The following is a 22,903-nucleotide window of genomic DNA, read 5'->3' as shown; positions in this document are numbered from 1 at the left end:
GGCCCCCGGCAGTCGCTCCCGCCAGCGGGTCCGGACACCCGAAAAACATGGTGTACCGCTGCTGCCTTCCGGCCCTGACGGGGTTAACCCGATTTCGTCATCCGGATGCCGACGCTCAACACGCCTGCCGGGAACCGTCTCGTTCCCTTCCCTTTTCAGGGAAGAACGAGGAAGATACTAAGGGCCTCCGGGCATGGCAAGTTCCAAGGACCGGAAACCTCGTTTCCTTTGATATTCCCCGTTAATTTGCCCGGCGCATCATAATCAGCCCGTAGACCTGACCGAGAACAATCGGAACCCACGGCAGCAGCCAGGGATAATACTGCGGTTTTTTGTCGAAAGTGTCAGAAAGAATAATAAAGACGTAATAAACAAACATAATACCCAGACTCATCAGCATCCCGATCGACGATTCCTTTCGGTGCGAAGTAATCCCCAGCGGAATCGCCACCAATACAAACATCAGCGGCGCAACGGCCAGGCAGATACGCTGATGAAATTCGATCAGGTCGCGGCCGTGCTCCACCTGCATATCATATTTTCGCATCCAGCCCAAATCGGCCTCCGGGTTGCGTATGACATAAACCAATTCCCGGAAATCCAGATATTTACGCTTTTTGCGAACTGAACCGGTTTGGGTCAGATCATTCAGATCCACACGAATCGGATGCTTTTTAGCACTCATATAGTGGATTTTACCCGGTTCCTTAGCATCGGCAATTTCCATACGCACATCAAAAAGATCGATTTTGAGGATCATATTTTCTTCATCAATGGTAAGGATACCGCTGTCAGCCCGAAGCGTATCCGTAATCTCACCGCTGCTCCGGTCTGTTTTATACACCACAAGATCTTTCACCTTGTTCCGGTATTTATTGCCCACATAAATCATATAGCCCGGAAAATCACGGATAAACCGTCCCTCCTCCAGCAGCTTGATCGGATCCTCCACGCCCATACTCAGCGCATTCTTTTTCAGGCGCTCCGCCGCAAAGGTGGTTTTGGGATAGATCGTAAAACTGTTGTAAAAGCAGATGATGCTGAGAAACATGGAAAACAGAATAATCGGCGATGAAATCTGCCAGAGACTCAGTCCCCCGCCCCGCATGGCCGCCAGCTCACTGTCGGAAGACAGCCGCCCGAAAAGCAGCAGCGTCGAAAACAGGGCACTGATCGGAATCGTAAATGAAAGGGAATACGGCAGAGTGTAAACCGCAAACTGCCCGATCACACCCAGCGGCAGTCCCTTGGCCATGTAGTCAATCAGTTTGTACATGGTGCCGATACTGAACGCAAATGTGATCAGCAGCAGTGCTGTCCCGAAAATGGTCAGAAAGTCCGATAAAAGATATTTAGTCAGTTTGCGCATTAATCAATGAACTGCCGGTTATATAGTTTGGTATAAAGCTCATCCTTTTCATAAAGCTCGCTATGACTGCCGACACCGCGTACATGACCGTCTTCCATAACCACAATGGTATCCGCCATGCGAATGGTGGCAAAACGGTGGGCAATCATGAAAACGGTTTTCCCTTTCACCAGTTTCTCAAGCGCAGTCTGAATTTTCTTTTCGCTTTCTGAATCCAAAGCGGATGTCGCTTCATCGAGAATCAGAATCGGCGCATTTTTCAGAAACGCACGCGCAATGGCAATACGCTGTTTCTGCCCTCCCGACAACCGGGTTCCGCGCTCACCAACCACCGTGTCATATCCCTCTTCAAGCTCCAGAATAAAATCATGGGCAAAAGCCTGCCGGGCCGCGGTCCGGACCTCCTCATCCGAAGCACCGGGTTTTCCGAGCCGGATATTTTCCAGAATGGAATCATTAAACAGAAAGGTATCCTGCGAAACGATGGAGATATGCTCACGCAACTCATGTTTTGATATAGCCCGGACATCCACGCCATCCACCTTAACACAGCCCTGCTGGACATCATAAAAACGGGGAATCAGATCCGCAATCGTGGTTTTTCCCGCTCCACTGGGCCCCACCAGGGCCACCACTGAACCGGGACTGAAGGACAGATTCACATCTTTCAGCACCCATTCATCCAGATACCGGAATTTCACATTCTCAAAATCCACCCGACCGCGAACCGGGCCTATCGTTTGCGGATGATCCGCTTCAGGAACACGGTCTTCCGCATGCAGAATATACTCCACACGATCCAGAGCCGCCTCCCCCGTTTGAACAGCACATGAATTTCGCCGAATTTTTTCACCGGTTCATACGCCACATAAAGTGCCACCAGCATGGAAGCCGCAATCGCAAAAATATCGCGTTGCAGCATATAAACCACCGCTCCGGTCACACACACCACACCGACGACCTCAATCGTCGGACGAATAATTTTACTGTACTTCACCACCTTCATCGAATAGGTCGCAAAGTTTTCGAGCGCCTGATCAAAACGTGCCATTTCAGATTGCTGGAGATTAAACGCACGGACCTCTCTAACAGCATTCAGATTTTCAGACACATAATTCGATATATCTCCGCTTTGGTTCTGAACCTGCTTCGCCCGCTTGAGCACCCGCTTTCCGAAAATCCTCAACGGAAGAATAATCAGCGGAACCGTTGCCAGAAACATCAGAAGAAAAGAAGCCTCCCGTTCACTGATTGCCAGAAAAATAAGATAGCCCACAGCCGCAACCAGCGTCACCGGCTGTTTAATCAGATCATTCGAAACCTGCGTCAGCACCTGCTGCAGCGCACCTGTATCTCCGGTCACCCGCGCCATCAGATCTCCCACCGTATTCTCATGATAAAAGGAGAGCGGAAGCTCCTGAAGCCTCCCCATGACATTACTGCGCAGCCGAAGCAGTACCCGCGTCCCGCAATAGGCCATAAGATACGTATTGAAATAACCGCAAACCGCCCGCAAAAACATCCCCACGGGAAAAATGGAAATATAGCCGATCAGGATCAACGTATCCGGCAACGGCTTGGCCGTAAGTACGGGAATCAGAACTTTGGTAAGATAAGGCAGCCCCGCACCACTGGCGAGACCGTACAAAACCCCCATCAGAATACCGATAATAAACTGCTTCTTAACCGGCTTGAGCAGAGAAAAATAGGGGGCGAACCGTTCAAAGCCCGTTCGAAAAACTTTATTCATAAACTTCATGTCCCGTTTCTATCATTTGAAATAAAGCGACTCCACCCTAAAGAAGCTGGCTGCAATAAAGCGGGAATTCCGATATCCCCACAGTTTCAAGGTAGCGACTGCCACCAGCATGCGGTCATAAAACAAGAAAAAAAGAGCGGGCTCTACCGGCAAACAACTGAAGACAATAGATTTATCACACACTGCGATCCGAGCCAAAACAAAGCCTGTTCATAACCGGCATCGGGCAAGGTCTAATGCACGTTCTGATAAACGCTAAAAATAACCCGTACCGCTTTTCAGCAACAGTTCGCCGATTCCCGTCAGACAATTTCTCCTGTTAATCGCGGACGCTATCAGGAGAAAAACCAACTGTTTTCTGAATATCGGCCAGCTCGGAATCAGAAAGCTGATGCTTCCATTTGTTCAAAGAATCTTTTTTTACCTCCGGAATCGGAACAGGAGACTTCAGTGCCAGGAACTGTTTCAGTGTATCGACTGTAGCTTTTGTATCATGTGCGAATGATTCGTATGTAATCAGCAGAAACGCATCTCCAAGCGTTCCTCTGAGTTCATTCATTCTATTATGGTGAGCCAACCATCTCATTGCACACTGAGAGGCAAACGGAATCCGGTCATAACGATCCGCCAGATCCTGAGTAATGCCGAGAAAGCGATTCGGTATGGGAAATTCCCGCCAGCGTTTGTGCCATGCCGAAACCCCTCCATGTTTCATCATGCTGGCAACGGTAGCGTAAGGATTTCTTTCTATTCCCAGAAAAAGAGCATTCGGAAAAGCCTCCAGCAACTTCTCCGCAATCCAGATATTCGGATGCGTTTTATCCATATACAGTCGAGGCGCTGATTTAAAAAGCTGCCACTTGTACGCTCGGACCAGAGGCTTAAACAACTTATCCTCCAGAGCCGGATTAAGAGCCATTCTCGTGGAAAGATTAAACATAGGCTTATCCTCAACGGTAGCCCGAACCTCCGGATGATTTCCAAGCGAATACCCAAGCCAATGTGTACCTGACCGTCCCGTTCCAATCACGAAAACCGGACGAGTAGTGGAATGATCAAATAGATATTTTATTTTTTGCAGCATAGTTATGAGTCCCGTTTTTTTTAGCTGGAGTTAAAAGTGAACGATCACGAAAAACAAGCCCAAGCCAATCAGCAGTCGGCATCCCGTGTCAGATCAAACCTGTTCTCCAGCAAATATTATTCTTCCTCTTTCAGAAATAAATTTCTCATCAACAATATCCGATAAATGACGATCCCCGGAAACTCAGCATCATGGACGAAACGGAAACGCCGCAGATAAATTATCCTTCAGCATTTCAATCCCGGTACGGGAATAGCGCTGCATCAGAGATTCTATATACTTAGATTCCACCCCCGATAATAAATCTACCGGATTGACCTGTTCTCTCTCCCAACCAAAAGCACTGTAGTAATCAATAAATTTAAAATCATCTCCGCGCACACGATCCGAAAGCTTAACCCATGCATTCGGAACCCCGAAGGCATCTGCAACAATCAACCCGTGCAAACTGGAGGAATAAATAAATTCACACTCTGCAATCATGCGAAGAACGCCGCGCACTTCATCGAACACATCAATCACTTTGGCTCCGGGAATCGCATTCACAAACTCCTTTAGACGAGGCAGCGACCGGTCCTCATAATGTGGAATAACACCGACCCGATATTTTTTGGGACGGACTTTGAGCTCCGGCCAGATACGGTCTGCCAGCAATCCCGGATCACCGAAAATCTGAACATCACATCCTTTTAATAACGATGCGCTGCTTTTCCCCCGTAATGCATGATAATGGAACCGCGCCTTACGCGACGCCTGTTCTTCAATGAATCCCGTTCCCCAGACATGAATTTTACGATGAAAAACATGTTCGTGAAACCGATCCAGCAAACTGCCTACAGCCACTAAATCACAGCGGTTTTTCTTGGCATAGACCATCCTGCATCCGGCCTCCATTTCACAGATAATCGGAGACAGACAATCGCCGAAATTCGGTTTAGAACGGGACCAATATAACCGTAGCGTTTTCATTAACCTGTTTTTACCCCTTCGGATTCCTGTGTTCTTTTTCATACAGCCGTTCAGCTTTCCGCTTAACGGCTGCCCAGAATCCGGCTCGTTCCTGCAAAGCCCGCCGCAACGGCAGATCCGCGTACACTTTCACGAACCGTAATATATCCCGATGGGTCAAACCGATATCCATTGCGGAAAAATAAAGTCCGGCAACATCTTTCACCGCCCAGCGTCTCGGCGTCTTTTTCCGAATCTGAGCACGATGCAAATCAATCAACGATGCTTTCAAATTATCCGGATCCAGATTTTCCCGTCCGCAGGAAACGTCGAGCAGGAAATGGCAAATGTAATAGTCACGATGATTCATTCCGTTTTCATGCATCACCCGGCTCACCCATGCCAGCTTTTCAACCAGCGCCTTTTTCAAAGCAAAGGGCGGAGGATTCCGGGGCCAGTCGCGGCAGAAATCCTCTAAGCTCTCGGTCTCAATCAGATCTTCAGTAATGATGAACGAATCCAATTTTGCCGGATTTTTTCCGCGACGTCCGTAGGCACACGGTTCCATGGTATCAACCCCGAGCTCCTTAAGCCGGCGCAACGCCGCCCATTCATTTTCCGCACCTAACACCGGCATTTTTAACTGCAAAATATTTTTAAAAATCTCACCCCAACCGACACCATGATGAATTTTCGCAAAATAGCTTTTCCCATTCAGTTGAAAGCGCAGCGTCCGACGCGTTTTAACTGCACGGAAAATTTCGCCCTCAAGCGCATCTGCAGCATCGAAAGGATCTTTTCCTTTCCATGCCTTCCTGAAATCTTCCCTTAGGTACACCATCAGCTTTTCCGCCTGACCACGTCTGCAATAAATTCCGCAGCCCGTTCATGCTGGCTGTAGAAATCGGTCTTTTCTGCATAAGCCAGCCCCGCACGGCCCAAAGCAGGCAGCGTCGTCGCCTCGGAAACAAGTTTCAGTAAAGAACGGTTCAGCCACTCCTGATCAAACGGCTCCGGAGAAACCAGTCCGCCGCCGGACCGCTCCACATGAACCGCATGCCCGCAGGCAGCAGAGCACAGTACCGGCAAACCGGCCGCAAGGGCCTCGAGCAATACAATTCCCGCTGCTTCGTTAACAGCCGGATGAATCATCAAATCCGCCGCAAGCAAAAGCGAGGGCACATCATCACGTCCACCCAGAAAATCAACACGATCCTCCTCCCCCAGTTTCTTCGCCAGACGTCGAAATGCTGCCGAACGATCTTTCCCGACCACCAGCAAACGCGTTTTTTTCTTCAGTTCAGACGGCAGCGAAGTCAACGCCCGAATGGACCGGTCAACCCCTTTGGTGACAAAACCGGATCCCACCTGAATCAGAATAATTTCACCTTTCCGCACACCGAGCTGTTCCCGGACGGTTCGCCGAATCTCTTCGGCGTTATCCGGCCGCGACCGGTTCCGATTCATCCCCGGCGGCAAAAGATGCATACGTTTCGCCGGCGTTCCATAATACTGACAGAATTCCGCTTGCTGCCGCTCGGCAATAAGCAGGATTTCCGTTGCGGACTCCGGATCAAAAACCGCCTTTTCCAGCGCCGCATAGGTTTTATAACGGCGGCCCAGCCGATACAGAAAACCCCGTTGCGTTGCCGCTTTAGCAGCATAGCAGTTATCGGCCGCAAAATAGATATCCAAACCGGGCATCCGGTTGAAACCCACTACCGCCGCCGCAGGACGCTGCATCAACTCCTCCGTCACCTGCTGCGAAAAACGCAACGCCTTCCCATGATTACTCAAAGCATTCGCCGAAATCAGACGCACCTCAAATCCATCAGGGATATCCCCTTCCCAGGACCGGGTATAAACTACAATACGGAAACCGCGCCGCTGACACGCTGAAGCAATCGCCAGAAAATCGCTCTGCAATCCTCCGAATGGAAAATATTTAAAAAGACAGAATGCCAGTTCAGGCTTCATTTCGCGATGTCCTCATTCATACTTCCGCAATCTGTCCTGAAAGCTTCAGATATTTATTCAGCACCAAAAGCGAAATCAACTCCTCGCGGACCGGATCCTGAAACTGCCTGTAATATTCCTGCAAATTATTGATAATCTCATTCGCCTCTTCAGAATGCCGCGTGTAGTACTCAATTTTTTCGGGAAGATCCGCATAATCCTCCCGAAGCTCAACATAGTGCTGCCCGCCAACCAACCGTCCTTCCATCATCCAGGTTTCATATTTCGGACGAGTCATAAAACACAGCGAATTCGACTGCGCAATCCACTTCAGATTGGTAGCAACATCGTGCCCTTCGATAGAGAGAATAAATTTATAATTCAACTGCTCGGCAATCGACATTCTGGGTTTTACCCATTCCGCCTTTCCTCCCCGGGCCGGAGAATTGACCTGTCCCACATCACAAAGCGAATGATTCCAGAATTTCACGAGAAAATCTTTCCGGTGCTGCTGCCTGGCAGCCCCCCGCCACACCAGCATATTTTTTTTATCCGCATAAGAAACCCGGTCTTTAATCGTCATAAAATGACGCACCTGATTCAGCTTCAACAGGACATTGTTATCATTTCCCGCCCCGACAGCGCGGCTTTTAACCAAAGTCGGGATTTCTGCAGTATCGCGATTATCCCCGAATTTATAGTCAATTCGGCAGGAGGGAGGATAATGCCTGAGCAGCGCCCGCATATCATAATAATAGGCGGTCTGTTTGGTCGACGGGATCGATTTTAAATCAAGAGCCTGGGCAGAAACATTAAATGCGGCATTCAGTTTATTGTAATACTCCACCCGTTCCTGAATCCATTGTGGGTCATACCGATTGATTCGCGCCAGTTTACTGGCCAGCCGGCTCCGGAACCATGCATTCGGAACCAGTACATGCTGAGCAAACCCCTTGGCATAAAAGCGAATTTTATTACGTCTCTTTATTGATATTAATTCCACATCAGCATCCCGACTCTATGTCGCACCCCTTCAAGATCAGTAGGTATGTTAAAAATTCGATGAATAGTAAACACACCGAAACAAAACAACAGAAAAAATCCGCAGAGCGATTCTGATCCGGAGAAAGAAGTCCCGTTTCGCCAGCCACAAATGGTCGATACCTATAATTTCGTTTCAAGTGCTGAGAGCCCCGGATAGCGTTGTGCGATATTTCTGAAAAACCGGCGTACCCGACGTCTTGCCGCGGCATGTGCAAAGATCCGGATACGATTCAGCGGAATCATGGTATGTCCACCGAATCCATCAACCACATACATTTTTAAATGCCCGTCACGGAATTCTTTCACCAGCAGATCACGCACAGAAAAATCCCGAATCACGAGAGCAGATTCTATTAAGTACTGCCCCAGCTCCAGCAACGGTTTTTCATAGCGGTTTATATCTTTTGCCTGATCGAGATGATCTCTCAAAGAGCGGGCCCGCGTTCCGTCCTCGTTCTGAATCAGCTCCAGCAACATCCCACGCCCCCGGTTGGTATCGACCATTCCGTAAAATTTCGGGATATGGGTCATCTGAATGCCCTGCCGTTCAATCTCCTGATAAGCCGGCAGCTCTTTGTTGGTCTCATCAAATTTGGAAAGACTGCGCAATCGCTTATACCATTTTCTGTTTTTTGATCTCCGGCGCTCAAGGCTTCCGGGAATCACCACTTTCAGACACATGTTTTCATCCTGTGGATGGCGGTAGGTTTCCCGATGAGAACCTTTGCTGATAAATAAACTCTCGTCTAACTCAATGTATGATTGAACAGATTGCATTTCCCTACTGTTTCACACCTTTTCTTTTTGCTACTGGAAGTGAATTTGGCAAATACTAAACGAACTATGCGAGAACAACAGCAAAAACAAATCCGCATTACCCGACGAGCAGCCCAGCGTCCAATCCTCGGAATGCTGACAACAGCACTTTCAGGATTGTCCTGCGGAAACGCGTTCGCCCGGAACCGGAACACCCGCCCGAGAGGACTGATGCTGAATCTGGATTTTGAGGGTACAAAAGCAGGGCTTATCCCGAGCAAAGCGCTTTATCCTCTCTTCGTGCCCACCGGAGATCTGTTTGTCGAACGCTTAAAGCACCGGAATCTGCTGGTGGTGGATGAGGGGCGTGGACTGGACATTCCGCACAGTTCGCTGCTCGACCCGGCGGGCGATGAGTGGGTGGTTTCGATCCGCGTATTTCTCCTTACTGACGGTCTGATTATTTCCCAGGGCAACGACCGACACGGTTTTGCCATTTATACAGAAGATCATCAGGTCTTCGCCCGTGTGCGCACCGGAAATGTCGCCTATACCCTGCAGGAAAATCCACGTAGCGGCATCACTAAGTTCCACAAAAAATGGGTGACCATTGAACTGCGGATCAGAGACGGACGGGCTTTTCTCAGTCTTAACCGCAGATATGCTGCAATGGTTTCGGGACAGCCGCCGCTGAATGGCAGCAACATGCGGATCCGTATTGGAACTCATCGCGAAATCCCCGGTGTTTTCCGCGAATTCGACAATATGGAAACCGCCGGTTTCAGCGGAGCAATCAACTCCCTGAAAATCCACCGCCAATAAAGCGGTGGTTTCAACTCTTTCTAAAAGGGAACAAAATCTGTTTCCGGCGTAATTTTATCCACCGTTTTCGCAATCAGTTCCGCACAGGCTTCCAGATCCTTCAGACAGATCAGTTCACAGGGACTGTGCATATAACGAAGCGGAATACTGACCAGCGCCGTCGTGACCCCCGCCCGATTGAGCTGCAGCGCATTGGCATCGGTTCCTGTTCCGCGCGGCTCCGCATTAATCTGCACCGGGATCTGTTCCGCCTTCGCCGTTTCAATCAGAAGGTCAAACAGCTTGGCGTTGATATTCGGTCCTCGTGTAATCACCGGTCCTTTGCCCAGTTCGATCAGATTCTCCCGTTTTACCGCATCAGCCATATTCGGATGATCCGTTGCAAACGTCACATCCACCGCAATTCCGATATCCGGATTGATGCCATACGCTGCCGTCTGGGCCCCACGCAGCCCGATCTCTTCCTGCACGGTGGCTACACAGTGAATTTCCGCTGCCGGATTCATGCCGGAAAGCTGCCGCGCCGCCTCCAGCACCACAAATGCACCGGCCCGGTCGTCGAATGCCCGGCCGACCGCCAACCCGTTGGCCATTTCCTCATAGCCATACGCCACAACGAGCGGATCGCCGATGTCCACCATTTTTTCAGCATCCGCTTTATCCTTTGCGCCGATATCCACCCACAGGTCCTTCACTTCAGAAACTTTTTTCCGGTCATCCGGCGACTGCAGATGAATGGCCACTTTGCCGATTACTCCACGAATAATCCCCTTTTTCGTATTAATCTGCACCCGCTGGCCCTGTGCAATCTGCGGATCCCAGCCGCCCAGTGCCTGAATCCAGCAGAAGCCCTGATCATCGATGTGCGAAATCTGAAATCCGATTTCATCGTAATGGCCAGCAAACATGACCACCGGCGAACCGCCCGGGTTTACAATGGCGTGCGAATTTCCGTGTGTATCGGTCCAGACGCTGGAGGCAAACGACTCCGCCTCTTTCTTCCATACTTCAGCTACCGGCCCCTCATAACCGGACGGACTGATGCTGTTTATAAGACTGGCGAGAAACTGCTTGGCTTTCTTGTTCATAGGGTCTCCTGAAATTATGGTCTATATGGGTAATTGAGATTCCGTATTGTATCAATACCGAATACACAGTACGAAATACACACGATGAATCTACACATAATAATCACTTTCGCCGCCTACCTGCTTTTCATGCTGTTGATCGGCACGCATTTCTACAAAAAAAACGAATCCCTCTCCGACTATCTCATCGGCGACCGCCAGCTCAACAAATGGGTCACCTCCATGAGCGCCCAGGCTTCCGACATGAGCGGATGGCTCCTGCTCGGCCTTCCGGGCTATGCCTACCTCCAGGGACTGGAAGCCGTATGGATTGCCCTCGGTCTAGGCATCGGCACCTACCTGAACTGGAAATTCGTGGCCCGGAAACTCCGCTGTTATACCGAACTCGCCGGCGATTCCATCACTCTGCCTGACTACTTTGCCAACCGCTTCGACGACCACAATAAAATTCTGCGTGTACTGTCCGCCGTATTCATTCTCGTCTTTTTCCTCATCTACACCGCCTCCGGATTCGTCGCCGGAGCCAAACTGTTTGAATCGGTCTTCGGGCTGCCCTATCACTCCGCCCTGCTGATCGGCGTGGCGGTCATCATCTCCTACACCGCACTCGGCGGCTTTATGGCCGTCAGCTGGACCGATTTTTTCCAGGGAGTGATCATGTTCTTCGCCATCATCACGGTCCCCATGCTTGGCATTCATGCAACGGGCGGCTTTGCCGAAGCATCGACGGCCTGGAAATCAGCCAGCCCCGGATTTCTCAATATCTTTTCCCATGCTGATGGAGAAACACTGACCGCAGTTTCCATCCTTTCACTGATGGCCTGGGGAATCGGCTACTTCGGCCAGCCGCACATTCTCACCCGTTTCATGGCCATCCGGGCGCCGGAGGAAATCAGACCCGCCCGCCGAATCGCCATGATCTGGGTAGCGGTCAGCCTCACCTGTGCCGTACTCGTCGGGATGACCGGCCGCATCTACCTTACCGAATTACTCCCCGCTTCCGACGCAGAGAAAATCTTTATGATTATGGTCGATCAACTGACCCATCCAATCGTTGGAGGAATTCTGCTGGCCGCAGTGCTCGCCGCCATCATGAGCACAGCCGATTCACAGCTGCTGGTCACGTCATCCGCTCTGACCGAAGACCTTTACCGTGTAATCATCCGGCCGAAAGCATCAAATAAAGAACTGGTCTGGGTCAGCCGGGGAACCGTTATTGCCGTGGCTGTGCTGGCCAGCCTGATTGCTCTCAAACCCGACAGCAGTGTGCTTGGACTCGTTTCCTATGCCTGGGCAGGATTCGGTGCCACCTTCGGACCTCTGGTCATTATTTCCCTTTACTGGAAACGGATGACTCGTAATGGAGCCATTGCCGGCATTATCGGCGGAGGGATTACCGTCCTGATATGGAAGCAGTTGAACGGCGGTCTTTTCGATCTTTATGAAATTGTCCCCGGATTTATCATTTCCAGCATCCTGATTATCGTCTTCAGCCTGATCGATAAAAAACCGGAATCCGGAATTATGGAAACCTTCGAAGCCGCCCGCCATTAAACCGTGGCGGCACCCGAACGGGACGAACTGCGCTGACGGGCCTGACGCCGCCGCTGTGCTGCGGCTTCGGCAAACGCATCGGCTGAAGCCACCAGAGCCAGTAGCAGGAAAAGACCGACGGCCGTGCCGACCGGAAAAATAAGCAGGTTACAGAGTGCCAGCAGATAGCCCAATGAAAGCCCCCAGGTTTTCTTCCGGAAGATACCAATGGCAGCCAGCACCGAAACCGTCAACAGCATAGCTGCAAGTGCCGGCAACAGCATCCTGAACAGTTCGTCCTCCGGCCGTTGAATCAGGATCCACCCCAACAAAACCGCATAAACAGAAGGAAGAGCCAGACTGATTGCACGTAGAAAGATCAGTCCGCCGCCGGCACTCTCTTTTTTCTTCAATCTTGTTTTGCGCGTTTTTGAACGTTTACACTGTCGCATCTGCCATTCATCAACCTGTCGCGGTGCTGCATAGATTGAAGAAGAAGTCGGACGTTCTGTTTTTTCCGGACGCTCTTCCCGATGCCGATGATCCCCTAGCCGGTAATGTTCGCGGCGACGACGAATACTGTTAATCTCGAAACCGACCAAAGCACACAGCACCAGCATCGAAGAACTCAACAGGGTAATATTCGAGCGGCGAGCTGAGTTGTACGGCTCATACAACGCGCCGCTCTCCCGCATCTCCTTGATGTTGTAGGTACTGACACCGACCAGGATCGAAAAAACGATCACTCCCGTAATACGCAGGAATCTTAGCATGGTCCTCCTCTCTTCTCCCCCAAGCTAATCCCGCCACATTAGTCGGCAATGCGTTTTTGTCAATATTTTCGCTAGTATTTTTTACTACCGCGAAATGGTCTACCTGATTATTAATTCCCTTCCCTCCAGAACCACCTCAACATCAGATCCTTCCGTTTTTTTCCCGGAAATGATGCTGCGGGAAATCGGCGTTTCCAGATACTGCTGAATAAATCGCTTCAACGGACGGGCTCCGTAGACCGGATCAAATCCTTCCTCGGCAATGTACCGCAAGGCGTCATCACTGATTTCAAGCCCGATCCGCTGTTGCTGCAGCCGATCCTTCAATTCCTCTGCGAGTAACTTCACGATGCCGGCAATTTCATCCAGCTTCAGCGGTTTAAACAACACCGTCTCATCCACCCGGTTCAGAAATTCCGGACGGAAATGGCTTCGCAGCGCGGCCATCACCTGAGCCCGCGCAGACTCCGAAATTTGACCGCCCTCATCAATACCGTCCAGCAGATGCGTCGAACCGATATTGCTGGTCATAATGATGATCGTATTCTTGAAATCCACAGTACGCCCATGAGAATCCGTCAACCGACCGTCTTCCAGAATCTGGAGCAGCACATTGAACACGTCATGATGCGCCTTTTCAATTTCGTCAAGCAGCACCACGCAATACGGTTTCCGCCGCACCGCTTCCGTCAACTGGCCACCCTCTTCGAAACCCACATAACCGGGAGGCGCCCCGACCAGGCGCGATACGGTATGCTTTTCCATATATTCGCTCATATCGATCCGGACCATATTCGTCTCGGAATCAAAAAGCTCCCAGGCCAGCGTACGCGCCAGCTCGGTTTTACCCACTCCGGTCGGTCCCAGGAACAGAAATGAACCGATCGGTCGGTTCGGATTCTTGATCCCCGCACGGGCACGCAGCACTGCATCGGCCACCGCCTGCACGGCATCATCCTGACCGATTACCCGCTGGTGTAAAACATCATCCAGTTTCAGCAGCTTTTCACGTTCGCCTTCGAGCAGCTTCGTCAGCGGAATGCCCGCCCAGCGGGAAATCACCTCGGCAATTTCCTCTTCCGTCACCTCTTCGCGCAGCAGGGCCACATCGCTCTGCTCCATCGAAGCTTCCGCCTCTTTGAGCTTTGCCGTAATATCCGGAATCGTTCCATGCCGCAGTTTCGCCACGCGTTCCAGATCATATTCCCGCTCCGCCTTCTCAGCCTCCCTCCGGGCCAGTTCCAGCCCTTCACGCAGTTCACGGACCCGCTCAATACCAACCTTTTCATTATTCCACTGGGCACGCATCGAATCCGCTTCCGCCTTCAGATCTGCCAGTTCCTGACGCAGCGACTCCAGCCGCTCTTTCGAGGCTTCGTCTTTTTCTTTTTTCAATGCCGTTTCTTCAATTTCCAGACGCATCACCTTACGGGTGATTTCATCCAGCTCCGCCGGCATCGAATCAATCTCCGTACGAATCGTGGCACACGCCTCGTCCATCAGGTCAATCGCCTTGTCCGGCAGAAAACGGTCGGAAATATACCGATCCGACAACACCGCCGATGCAACCAGCGCCGCATCCTGAATCCGCACCCCGTGGTGCACCTCGAAACGCTCCTTCAATCCGCGCAGAATAGAAATTGTATCCTCCACACTCGGCACATCCACCATCACCGGCTGGAAGCGCCGCTCCAGCGCCGAATCCTTTTCAATATATTTCCGGTGTTCATCCAGCGTCGTCGCACCGATACAGTGCAGCTCTCCGCGCGCCAGCATCGGTTTCAGCATATTCCCGGCATCGGAGGAACCTTCTGTTTTTCCGGCGCCCACAATTGTATGCAGCTCATCGATAAACAGAATAATCCGGCCCTCGGACGCCTTAATCTCCTGCAGCACCGCCTTCAGACGCTCTTCAAATTCACCACGGTATTTAGCCCCGGCCATCAGCGCCGTCATATCCAGCGCCCAGATCGACTTCTCCTTCAGTCCCTCCGGAACGTCACCGCGTACAATACGCTGCGCAAGCCCCTCCACGATCGCGGTTTTACCCACGCCGGGCTCACCGATCAGCACCGGATTGTTTTTCGTTTTCCGAGAAAGAATACGGATCACCGACCGGATCTCCGCATCCCGGCCGATCACCGGATCCATTTTACCCGAACGCGCCACTTCCACCAGGTCCTGGCCGTATTTTTCCAGCGCCTCGTACTGCCCCTCCGGGTTATCCGACGTCACACGCTGATTTCCACGCACCTTTTCCAAGGCCTGAAAAACCGCAGTTGCATCCACACCGTTTTCCTTCAGCAACGGCAGCTCATCTGCAAACACCACCAGCAGATGCTCCACCGAAACAAACTCATCCTTGAGTTTTTTCGCCAAATCTCCGGCCTTTACCAGCAGCTGATTCAAACGCTGGGTAATATAAACCTTGCCCGGCTCCGTCGCCCCGGAAACCCGCGGTTTCTTCTCCAGCTCCTGCTCCACACGCGCCGTAATCACCGGCACCGAAGCACCGATCGTCTCAATCAGACGCGGAACCAATCCATTCTCCTGCTCCAGCAATGCAAAAAGCACATGCTCCGCATCCACTTCCTGATGCCCGTACCGCAATGCCTTAACCTGCGCCTGCTGCAGCGCCTCCTGTACCTTCTGTGTACTTTTATTCAAATCCATGGTTCGACTCCTTTCATAAGGTTATCTGCTTTAACGCACCGACTGTGCCAACGCAAAAAATGCCCCTTTTCCAAAGATTAGCTGTTTCCAACCTCTGAAAACCGCGCCATTTCAACCCTTAGAGATGTCACACTGAGTCAATAAGAGTTGTTCCGGAGATTGAAACTCGTGTACAAAAAGACACATGCAATTCTTTGAACAATTGATCGGCACGCAATCCGGACTGGTGCTCGCTTTTATCGCTACAGCAGCCTTGGTGGTGGCTGCCGGAATTAAACTGAGTATGTACGGTGATGCACTGGGCAGCCGAACGGGTCTGGGCAACGGACTGATTGGATTGATTTTTCTGGCGGGGGTGACCAGCCTGCCGGAGCTGGTGGTCTCGCTGACCTCCGTTTTTAACGCGGCAACGGCAGCCGACGGGGCCGATCTCGCGATCGGAAACATGCTGGGGTCGAATGTATTCAACCTACTTATTCTGGCTTTTATGGCACTGTTTTTCACCAGATATTTCAAGCCAACGGAGATGAAAAGTCCGCATATGGATTCCGCTATTTACGGGTTGGTCATGCTCGGCCTCTTTGCCGTCGCCTACATCCGCGCTCCCTGCGAAACCTGGATGATTCCCGGACTCGACTGTTCAGCTGTGGTGCTTGCCCTTCCCCTCTTCTACCTCGGCGTGCTGCTCCGCGAACATCGGCAGCATAAAAACGCCGTCGAAGAAACGGAGGAACATCTGCCCGAAGAGGACGCTCTCACACATATGCCGGCAGTACGTTTTTACAGTATTCTGCTCTGTCTCTGTGCACTTATTATCGGCGGCGGCGTTATCCTCTCCATTCTCGGAAGCCGTATGGCTCTTCCGCCTGAACAGGGCGGGTTCGGCCTTGAAGCCAGTCTTATCGGCACCATTTTCCTCGCTATTTCCACCAGCCTTCCGGAACTGGTAATCTCATTCAGCAGCATCCGGCTCGGATTTCTGGATATGGCGGTCGGTAATGTATTCGGCAGCAATATGTTTAACCTGCTGATCATTTTTGTAGCCGATGTGGCCATGCGGAAAGCCAGCCTGCTGACCAACGCCTCTTCCAAACACTGGACGAGTGTTATGCTGATTTTTGTACTGACACTGACCGGCAGTCTGCTGCTTAAAACGAAAACCAGAACCGCCTCGCTCTCGGTTGCCGCATGCATGGTTATCCTGTATGCCGCAGCGATGGCTTTTTTTATCTGAACGGAGACCTCATCCATGACAACCGAAGAAATACGCACATACATCAAAGATCAGCTCCACGGCATGGGACTGCCCATTGTGGAAGCAAACGGATTTCTTGCAGTCAAACGTCTGAAATCCCACAAGGATTATATCGCCGCCAGGAAAATCGGGGCCTACGCCCCGCAGCCGGAGCAGGTCGACGTCACCCACATTATGCCGCAGGAGGAGCGTGAATTTTACATCCCCGCCCTCGATGAAAATCTCGGCATCTACCGCATGGCTAAAATGGGAGAGACGTTCAAACGCAATACATACGGAACCGTCGAACCGCTCAATCCGGAGTTTGCCGATGCCGACGAACTCGACCTCATTCTCGTTCCCGGGGTTGCGTTTGATAATGAAGGACACCGAATCGGTGAAGAACTCGACTTCTACGATGACCTGCTCACTTTTTACAACGCCGTCACCATCGGCCTCGCAGTCGATGCCCAGCGATTGAAAAATCTCCCGGTTCCCGATAAAGCGCCCCGTATGGATTACGTAATCACGGAATCCTATTGCATCGAGGTTTAGATGAAAAAAGGCGACCCGCAACGAGTCGCCTTTTGTTTTCCAACTGCCGGAAACCTTAGTACCGGTAATGCTCCGGTTTAAACGGGCCGTCTTTCGGAATACCGAGGTATTTAGCCTGCTTGTGCGTCAACGTATCCAGTTTTACACCGATCTTTTCGAGGTGCAGCCGGGCTACTTCCTCGTCGAGAATCTTCGGCAGTGTGTATACACCGATCGGATATTTTCCGGGATTGCAATACAGCTCCATCTGCGCCAGCACCTGATTGGTGAAACTGTTGGACATTACAAAACTCGGATGACCGGTCGCGCAGCCGAGATTCACCAGACGGCCTTCGGCCAGCAGGATAATGCTGTTCCCTTTCGGCATAGTGATTTTATCAACCTGCGGTTTGATATTCGTCCATTTGTATTTCCGCATTTTCTCCACCTGAATCTCGGAATCAAAGTGGCCGATATTGCAGACTATCGCCATATCCTTCATTTTCTTCATATGACGCTCGGTGATGACATCGCAGTTTCCGGTTGTGGTCACAAAAACATCACCAAGCAGACAGGCCTCATTCATGGTCATAACTTCATAACCTTCCATCGCCGCCTGAAGCGCACAGATCGGATCGATTTCAGTTACAATCACGCGGGCTCCCTGGCCGCGCAGAGACTGTGCACATCCTTTGCCGACATCCCCGTAACCGGCCACCACGGCCACTTTGCCGGACAGCATAACATCGGTCGCACGCATAATCGAATCGACCAGCGAATGACGGCAGCCGTAAAGATTGTCAAACTTGGACTTCGTGACCGAGTCATTCACATTAAAAGCAGGGAAGAGCAGTTCCCCTTTTTCAGCCAGCTGATAAAGGCGGTGTACACCCGTCGTGGTTTCTTCGGAGACGCCCCGGATTTCTTTCGTGATGCGGGAAAAACGGTTCGGATCTTTTTTCAGCGCCGTCTTCACCTGCGCCAGAAAAACAGCCTCCTCTTCAGACCCCGGCTTTTTATCCAAAACAGCCGGATTCTTTTCCGCCTTATAGCCCACCTGCACAAACATAGTGGCATCACCACCGTCATCCAGAATCACATTCGGCCCCAGACCGTTACCCCAGTCGAGAATCCGGTCGGTGTATTCCCAGTATTCTTTCAGTGATTCACCTTTAACCGCAAAAACCGGAGTCCCCTTTTTCGCAACAGCGGCTGCGGCGTGATCCTGAGTCGAAAAAATATTACAGCTCGCCCAGCGTACTTTCGCCCCCAAAGCCTGCAGCGTTTCAATCAGCATCGCCGTCTGAATCGTCATATGAAGCGATCCGGTGATGCGTGCGCCTTTCAACGGTTTTTCCTTACCGTATTTTTCACGCAATGCCATCAGGCCCGGCATTTCATATTCCGCCAGCTCCATCTCTTTGCGGCCGAAATCGGCCAAACCGATATCCGCAATGATGTAGTCCTGTACTTTTTTCTTTGCAGCTTTCTTTTTGGAAGCTTTCTTTTTTCCAGCCATTGGAAGTCTCCTGTTCCATTTATGATTTCAGATTGAAGATTCCCGATGTTAAGAGCTCAGACGACACTGATCTTTTTTAAGAAAGAAACTGCGCCGGCCACCTTGTCAACATTCGGAAATCAAAACTCAAAACTACTTTTTCATTCCTACAACAATTAAAACCGAAAGATCGGGGGTTGAACCCGGCAGCGAATCGATAACCACCGGGTCAATACCGGCATCCGTCAGCCAGTCGCGGATTTCAAGCCGCTCAAAACCGAGCCACTGATCGGCCCACTCCTCACGCGTCCATTCATGTTCATGCCGGTCAAGATCCAGAATAATCAGCTGCCCACCAGCACACAGGCCCGCCGCCGCCTTTTCGATAACCTCTTCAGGATTCGAAGTATGATGCAGCGCCTGACTGATAAAGATGGCATCATAAACCTCACCGCTCAAATCCAGATGCTCCAGATTACCGACCTTCAGCTCAAGCCGTTCGCCGATATTCAGCTCTTTTGCTTTTTCCGAAACGAGCTTCAGCATGTTTTCCGACTGATCGTATGCCGTAACTGAAGCTGCAAAACGCGCCAGCAACAACGTCAGCGCACCCTCACCGCAGCCAAGATCAGCAACCCGCTTTCCCGAAAATCCGGCCGCCAGACCGGCCGCCAGCGCCTGCCAGCCCCCGCCCGGTTCCGTCAGCGATCCATAACGCCCGGCAATTTCATCAAAAAATTCCCGACTTTTTTTCCGCCGCAGATCCAATACCCGCTCCACCGCCGCCGCATCGCGATTCGCCACGGAAATCTCTTTCAGACGCTCATTCAGAATCCGCGCAAACGCCTCATCGCGAAAAAGCTCACCACGATTGTAGAAAACCGACGTCCCGTCCCGACGCGACGCCACCAGCCCCGCTTCACGCATCGGCTTCAGGTGACGGCTGACCGTCGACTGCGGCATGTCCAGCGCCTGGACCAGCTCAGCCACCGACAGCTCCGCCTGGTCAATTGAACGCAGAATACGCAGACGCCCCTCATCGGCCAGTGCTTTAAAAATATCAAGAATATCACTCATTATCCATATATCCGAATTTCCGGATAAAAGGATATTTCCCCCGACCTGTCAACGCATCTGACAAGAAAACAAATGCTTCCTGCACTTATTTCACACATTATAATGTATGAAATTTATAGATATTAAACGATAAAATGACGGTTTCGACTTGTTTTTGAACCTTCATAGAGGGAGGTTGTCGGACTTCTGACAATCCGGGAATATACTTTTGATGAAAATGGAAAACAACACACTTGTACTGGGCAGCGCCTTCGGCATACCGATCAAGGTGAGCATGACCCTTCTGATTCTTTCACCCTTGCTGGCCCTGCGTTATAGTTCACAGAATCTGCTGCTGGGTCTGGTTATCGTTGTGGGTATTTTTGCCAGCGTCGCCCTCCACGAGCTGGGTCATGCCCTGACGGCAATCCGGCTGGGCGGGCATGTAAAGGATATTGAGCTGGGGATTCTCGGAGGGGTTGCCCGCATGTCTTACATGCCCACACACCCCAAACAGGAAATATTAATTGCACTGGCCGGTCCGGCCGTAAGTTTGGTACTGGGTGCAGTGTTGACATTCATCGGCATTCAAACGGCGTCGTCGATTCTTTTTTTCATCGGAGCCATTAATCTGGTGCTCCTGTTTTTTAATATTCTGCCCTGTTTCCCGATGGACGGCGGGCGCGTACTGCGCGCCGCTCTCGCATTGAAACGCACTCGACTGGATGCCACGCGACTGGCGGCCACCATCGGTAAATATTTCTGCATTTTTTTTGTGGTCTACGGCCTGTGGAGCATGAACCTGATTCTGGCCCTCATCGGCGGCTACATCTATTTTGCCGGACAGCAGGAACTACGCATGGTCATGATGGAACATCAGGCCGCGCACTTCAGCGGATATCGCGACGGACAGATTGATGTGGAAGTCAGCCCTCCACCCTACGCACGCAGCGGAAGTACCGGCGCATCAATTGCTGAAAAATTGCGGGATTTATTCCGCGGCTGACACGGTGGTCGGCACAGAACCCGGAATGAGCGATTCATGGCTTGTGGCCGGAATGACGGTCTGATTTTCTATGTAGTCACTACTTTGTTCTTCCTGACGAATCAGCCGTTCCTGCAGGAAAAACTGCCAGATGGCGACCACCACCACCAGTAGCAGAATCCCGATACCAAAAACCGACCAGACGATTTTTTCGTTTTCCGACTTACGCGCTAAATGGATCAACCGACGCAACCCGCTGTTTCTGCTCCGCCGTTTACGGGGCCGGTCATCAAACGCACGCTGGGAATCCGAACGGCGGCGGCGCCTTTTTTTTTCCGGTTTTTTCCCCATCGGGATCGGTTCGCGTTGCTTATAAATATCGCTCTCAGACATCGTAAATCCGTTTCCAGTAAAAAATTTCAGTAAAAGTGGCAAAAAGATCGTGAACCGTCCACCCTAATCGCCGATGAGCTCAACCGTACGAGCAATGGCCCCGCGATTTTCCTGCACGGTTCGGAAAGCGCGTTCCCCAAGTGCAGTACGCTCCGACGGGTCGCGCAGCAGGTTTTCCACGGTCTGTTCCAAAGCCTCGAAACACTCCACCTGCTGTAACGCCTTATTTTTCAGGAAAACCGGCATAACTGACGGGAAATTTTCCATATTCGGACCGACCAGAACCGCTTTCCCATACATCGCCGGCTCAATCGGATTCTGCCCGCCGTTTTCGCACAGACTTTTTCCCACAAAAATGATATCTGCCACCGAATAGAAATTCCGCAGCTCGCCGGTGGTATCAACGAATAAAACATCAGGCCGCTTTTCCAATGCCGGGAACGTATCGATTTCACTTCGGCGCACAAAACTCAATCCGTGCTGTTCGAGACACCGGATCACCTCCGGCGCGCGCTCAACATGGCGCGGTGCCAGCACCATAAAAAGATCCGGAAAATCGGCCCTCAGTTTTTTATACAGCCGACAGAGCGCGTCCTCTTCACCGGGCCAGGTGGAACCGCCCAGTAATACCACAGCATCTTCATGAACAGCGATTTTACACATCACCGCACCGGCCACTGCCTCACCGACAGGATCACGCTCGGCGACATCGAACTTCACCGTGCCCATCATATGCACATGCTCTTTCGGAGCCCCGATACCCAGCATGCGTTCCGCATCAAGCTCACCCTGAACACAGATCGGGTCAATCCGGCGCAGAATATCCGCCGTCAGCGAGCGCAGTTTTTTATAGCCTTTGTACGATTTTTCCGACATGCGGCCATTGACGAGTGAAATGGGAATTCCCTGTTTATCCGCCAGCCGAATCAGGTTGGGCCAGAATTCCCCTTCCATCAGCACAATGCGCTGCGGATTAATGATGCCCAGTACTTTTTTGATGATCACCGGCAGATCAACGGGAAAATAAAACAGCACATCCCGTTCATCAATTTCCTTCAGGCCGATTCGGTGGGCCGTCGATGTAGTGGTACTCAGCGCAAAATACGCCTCCGGATATTTTTCCCGATAGGCTTTTATGAAACGGAGCGCCACATAAATTTCGCCCACGCTCACCGCATGCACCCAGATGCGTCTGTGTTCCCGCAGCTTTTCTTTTGTACTGTGTCCGAAGTGCCCGATACGCTGCTCAAAATGCTGCCCATAACCACCGCGCTTCAGCATGCGCGAAATAAACTTCGGCAGCATAAAAAGGAAAACTACGGGAAACAGCAGATTGTAAATAAACCAGAGCATACGAGCACACTAAAGGCGGGAAGTTCAGAAAACCACTCCCGCCCT

Annotated in this window: 21 protein-coding genes and 1 other RNA gene; 5 read left to right on the top strand and 17 right to left on the bottom strand. The window is 51.4% G+C overall.

Translation table 11 applies throughout. The annotated features are described in order from the left end of the window. Nucleotides 1-16: 16 nt before the first annotated feature. The 10 genes from ffs to EGM51_03945 form a co-directional block, all read right to left on the bottom strand. An RNA gene (ffs, locus tag EGM51_03990) (signal recognition particle sRNA small type) lies at nt 17-114 on the bottom strand. A gap of 127 nt (nt 115-241) precedes the next feature. Further along, the gene (locus tag EGM51_03985; GenBank protein QBG46596.1) at nt 242-1,369 is read right to left on the bottom strand and encodes a YjgP/YjgQ family permease; all 1,128 of its coding nucleotides are present in this window, start codon (nt 1,367-1,369) and stop codon (nt 242-244) included. Then, nucleotides 1,369-2,214, bottom strand: a complete 846-nt coding sequence (locus EGM51_03980) for an ATP-binding cassette domain-containing protein (GenBank protein ID QBG46595.1) — start codon at nt 2,212-2,214, stop codon at nt 1,369-1,371. Before EGM51_03980 ends, EGM51_03985 begins: the two co-directional genes overlap by 1 nt. Beyond that, nucleotides 2,103-3,128, bottom strand: a complete 1,026-nt coding sequence (locus EGM51_03975; protein ID QBG46594.1) for an ABC transporter ATP-binding protein — start codon at nt 3,126-3,128, stop codon at nt 2,103-2,105. Before EGM51_03975 ends, EGM51_03980 begins: the two co-directional genes overlap by 112 nt. 319 nt (nt 3,129-3,447) lie before the next feature. Next, nucleotides 3,448-4,212 carry a sulfotransferase gene (locus EGM51_03970; GenBank protein ID QBG46593.1) on the bottom strand — a complete coding sequence of 255 codons (765 nt, stop codon included), beginning with the start codon at nt 4,210-4,212 and terminating at the stop codon, nt 3,448-3,450. 189 nt (nt 4,213-4,401) lie between these two features. Continuing rightward, on the bottom strand, nt 4,402-5,223 hold the full coding sequence (locus EGM51_03965) for a polysaccharide pyruvyl transferase family protein (GenBank protein ID QBG46592.1): 822 nt from the start codon (nt 5,221-5,223) through the stop codon (nt 4,402-4,404). After that, complete coding sequence (gene rfaP, locus EGM51_03960; protein QBG46591.1) at nt 5,192-6,004, bottom strand: lipopolysaccharide core heptose(I) kinase RfaP; 813 nt, start codon at nt 6,002-6,004, stop codon at nt 5,192-5,194. The genes EGM51_03965 and rfaP overlap by 32 nt, the downstream gene beginning before the upstream one ends. Further along, nucleotides 6,001-7,137 (bottom strand): glycosyltransferase, encoded by a 1,137-nt coding sequence (locus EGM51_03955; GenBank protein ID QBG46590.1) that lies wholly within the window; start codon nt 7,135-7,137, stop codon nt 6,001-6,003. The genes rfaP and EGM51_03955 overlap by 4 nt, the downstream gene beginning before the upstream one ends. A 16-nt stretch (nt 7,138-7,153) precedes the next feature. Further along, on the bottom strand, nt 7,154-8,119 hold the full coding sequence (locus tag EGM51_03950) for a lipopolysaccharide A protein (GenBank protein QBG46589.1): 966 nt from the start codon (nt 8,117-8,119) through the stop codon (nt 7,154-7,156). Nucleotides 8,120-8,280: 161 nt separating this feature from the next. Further along, nucleotides 8,281-8,937, bottom strand: a complete 657-nt coding sequence (locus EGM51_03945) for a hypothetical protein (protein QBG46588.1) — start codon at nt 8,935-8,937, stop codon at nt 8,281-8,283. Between the two features lie 210 nt (nt 8,938-9,147). Here EGM51_03945 and EGM51_03940 point away from each other — a divergent pair, with 210 nt between their 5' ends. Continuing rightward, nucleotides 9,148-9,738 carry a hypothetical protein gene (locus EGM51_03940; protein ID QBG46587.1) on the top strand — a complete coding sequence of 197 codons (591 nt, stop codon included), beginning with the start codon at nt 9,148-9,150 and terminating at the stop codon, nt 9,736-9,738. 20 nt (nt 9,739-9,758) lie between these two features. On the opposite strand, the gene EGM51_03935 is transcribed toward EGM51_03940, so the two are convergent. Beyond that, nucleotides 9,759-10,826: a M42 family peptidase gene (locus tag EGM51_03935; protein ID QBG46586.1), complete on the bottom strand. Its 1,068-nt coding sequence runs from the start codon at nt 10,824-10,826 to the stop codon at nt 9,759-9,761. Between the two features lie 75 nt (nt 10,827-10,901). Between EGM51_03935 and putP the strand changes: the two genes are divergently transcribed. Then, nucleotides 10,902-12,380, top strand: a complete 1,479-nt coding sequence (putP, locus tag EGM51_03930; protein QBG49238.1) for a sodium/proline symporter PutP — start codon at nt 10,902-10,904, stop codon at nt 12,378-12,380. On the opposite strand, the gene EGM51_03925 is transcribed toward putP, so the two are convergent. Together EGM51_03925 and clpB are read right to left on the bottom strand one after the other, a co-directional pair. Beyond that, a complete protein-coding gene (locus EGM51_03925; protein ID QBG46585.1) occupies nt 12,377-13,132 on the bottom strand; it encodes a hypothetical protein in 756 nt (251 codons plus the stop codon). The two genes, putP and EGM51_03925, sit on opposite strands and share 4 nt — an antisense overlap. 99 nt (nt 13,133-13,231) lie before the next feature. Next, nucleotides 13,232-15,805, bottom strand: a complete 2,574-nt coding sequence (clpB, locus tag EGM51_03920; GenBank protein ID QBG46584.1) for an ATP-dependent chaperone ClpB — start codon at nt 15,803-15,805, stop codon at nt 13,232-13,234. Nucleotides 15,806-15,989: 184 nt separating this feature from the next. Between clpB and EGM51_03915 the strand changes: the two genes are divergently transcribed. After that, the gene (locus tag EGM51_03915) at nt 15,990-17,039 is read left to right on the top strand and encodes a sodium:calcium antiporter (protein ID QBG46583.1); all 1,050 of its coding nucleotides are present in this window, start codon (nt 15,990-15,992) and stop codon (nt 17,037-17,039) included. A 15-nt stretch (nt 17,040-17,054) separates the two neighbouring features. Continuing rightward, nucleotides 17,055-17,594, top strand: coding sequence for a hypothetical protein (locus EGM51_03910; GenBank protein QBG46582.1), 540 nt, complete (start codon nt 17,055-17,057; stop codon nt 17,592-17,594). Between the two features lie 55 nt (nt 17,595-17,649). Here the strand turns inward: EGM51_03910 and EGM51_03905 are convergent, their stop codons facing one another. Both EGM51_03905 and EGM51_03900 read right to left on the bottom strand, forming a co-directional pair. Then, nucleotides 17,650-19,092, bottom strand: a complete 1,443-nt coding sequence (locus tag EGM51_03905) for an adenosylhomocysteinase (protein QBG46581.1) — start codon at nt 19,090-19,092, stop codon at nt 17,650-17,652. A 132-nt stretch (nt 19,093-19,224) separates the two neighbouring features. After that, the gene (locus tag EGM51_03900) at nt 19,225-20,148 is read right to left on the bottom strand and encodes a metalloregulator ArsR/SmtB family transcription factor (GenBank protein ID QBG46580.1); all 924 of its coding nucleotides are present in this window, start codon (nt 20,146-20,148) and stop codon (nt 19,225-19,227) included. Between the two features lie 211 nt (nt 20,149-20,359). Here EGM51_03900 and EGM51_03895 point away from each other — a divergent pair, with 211 nt between their 5' ends. Beyond that, nucleotides 20,360-21,133 (top strand): hypothetical protein, encoded by a 774-nt coding sequence (locus tag EGM51_03895; GenBank protein ID QBG46579.1) that lies wholly within the window; start codon nt 20,360-20,362, stop codon nt 21,131-21,133. Here the strand turns inward: EGM51_03895 and EGM51_03890 are convergent. Both EGM51_03890 and EGM51_03885 read right to left on the bottom strand, forming a co-directional pair. Beyond that, complete coding sequence (locus EGM51_03890) at nt 21,119-21,505, bottom strand: hypothetical protein (GenBank protein QBG46578.1); 387 nt, start codon at nt 21,503-21,505, stop codon at nt 21,119-21,121. The genes EGM51_03895 and EGM51_03890 overlap by 15 nt on opposite strands. 63 nt (nt 21,506-21,568) lie before the next feature. Then, nucleotides 21,569-22,858 carry a 3-deoxy-D-manno-octulosonic acid transferase gene (locus tag EGM51_03885; protein QBG46577.1) on the bottom strand — a complete coding sequence of 430 codons (1,290 nt, stop codon included), beginning with the start codon at nt 22,856-22,858 and terminating at the stop codon, nt 21,569-21,571. Between the last annotated feature and the right edge of the window lie 45 nt (nt 22,859-22,903).

Source organism: Verrucomicrobia bacterium S94, from assembly GCA_004299845.1.
Classification (GTDB): domain Bacteria; phylum Verrucomicrobiota; class Kiritimatiellia; order Kiritimatiellales; family Pontiellaceae; genus Pontiella.
The sequence above is the reverse complement of the archived record's forward strand: the minus strand, read 5'-3'. Positions and strand labels throughout refer to the sequence as shown.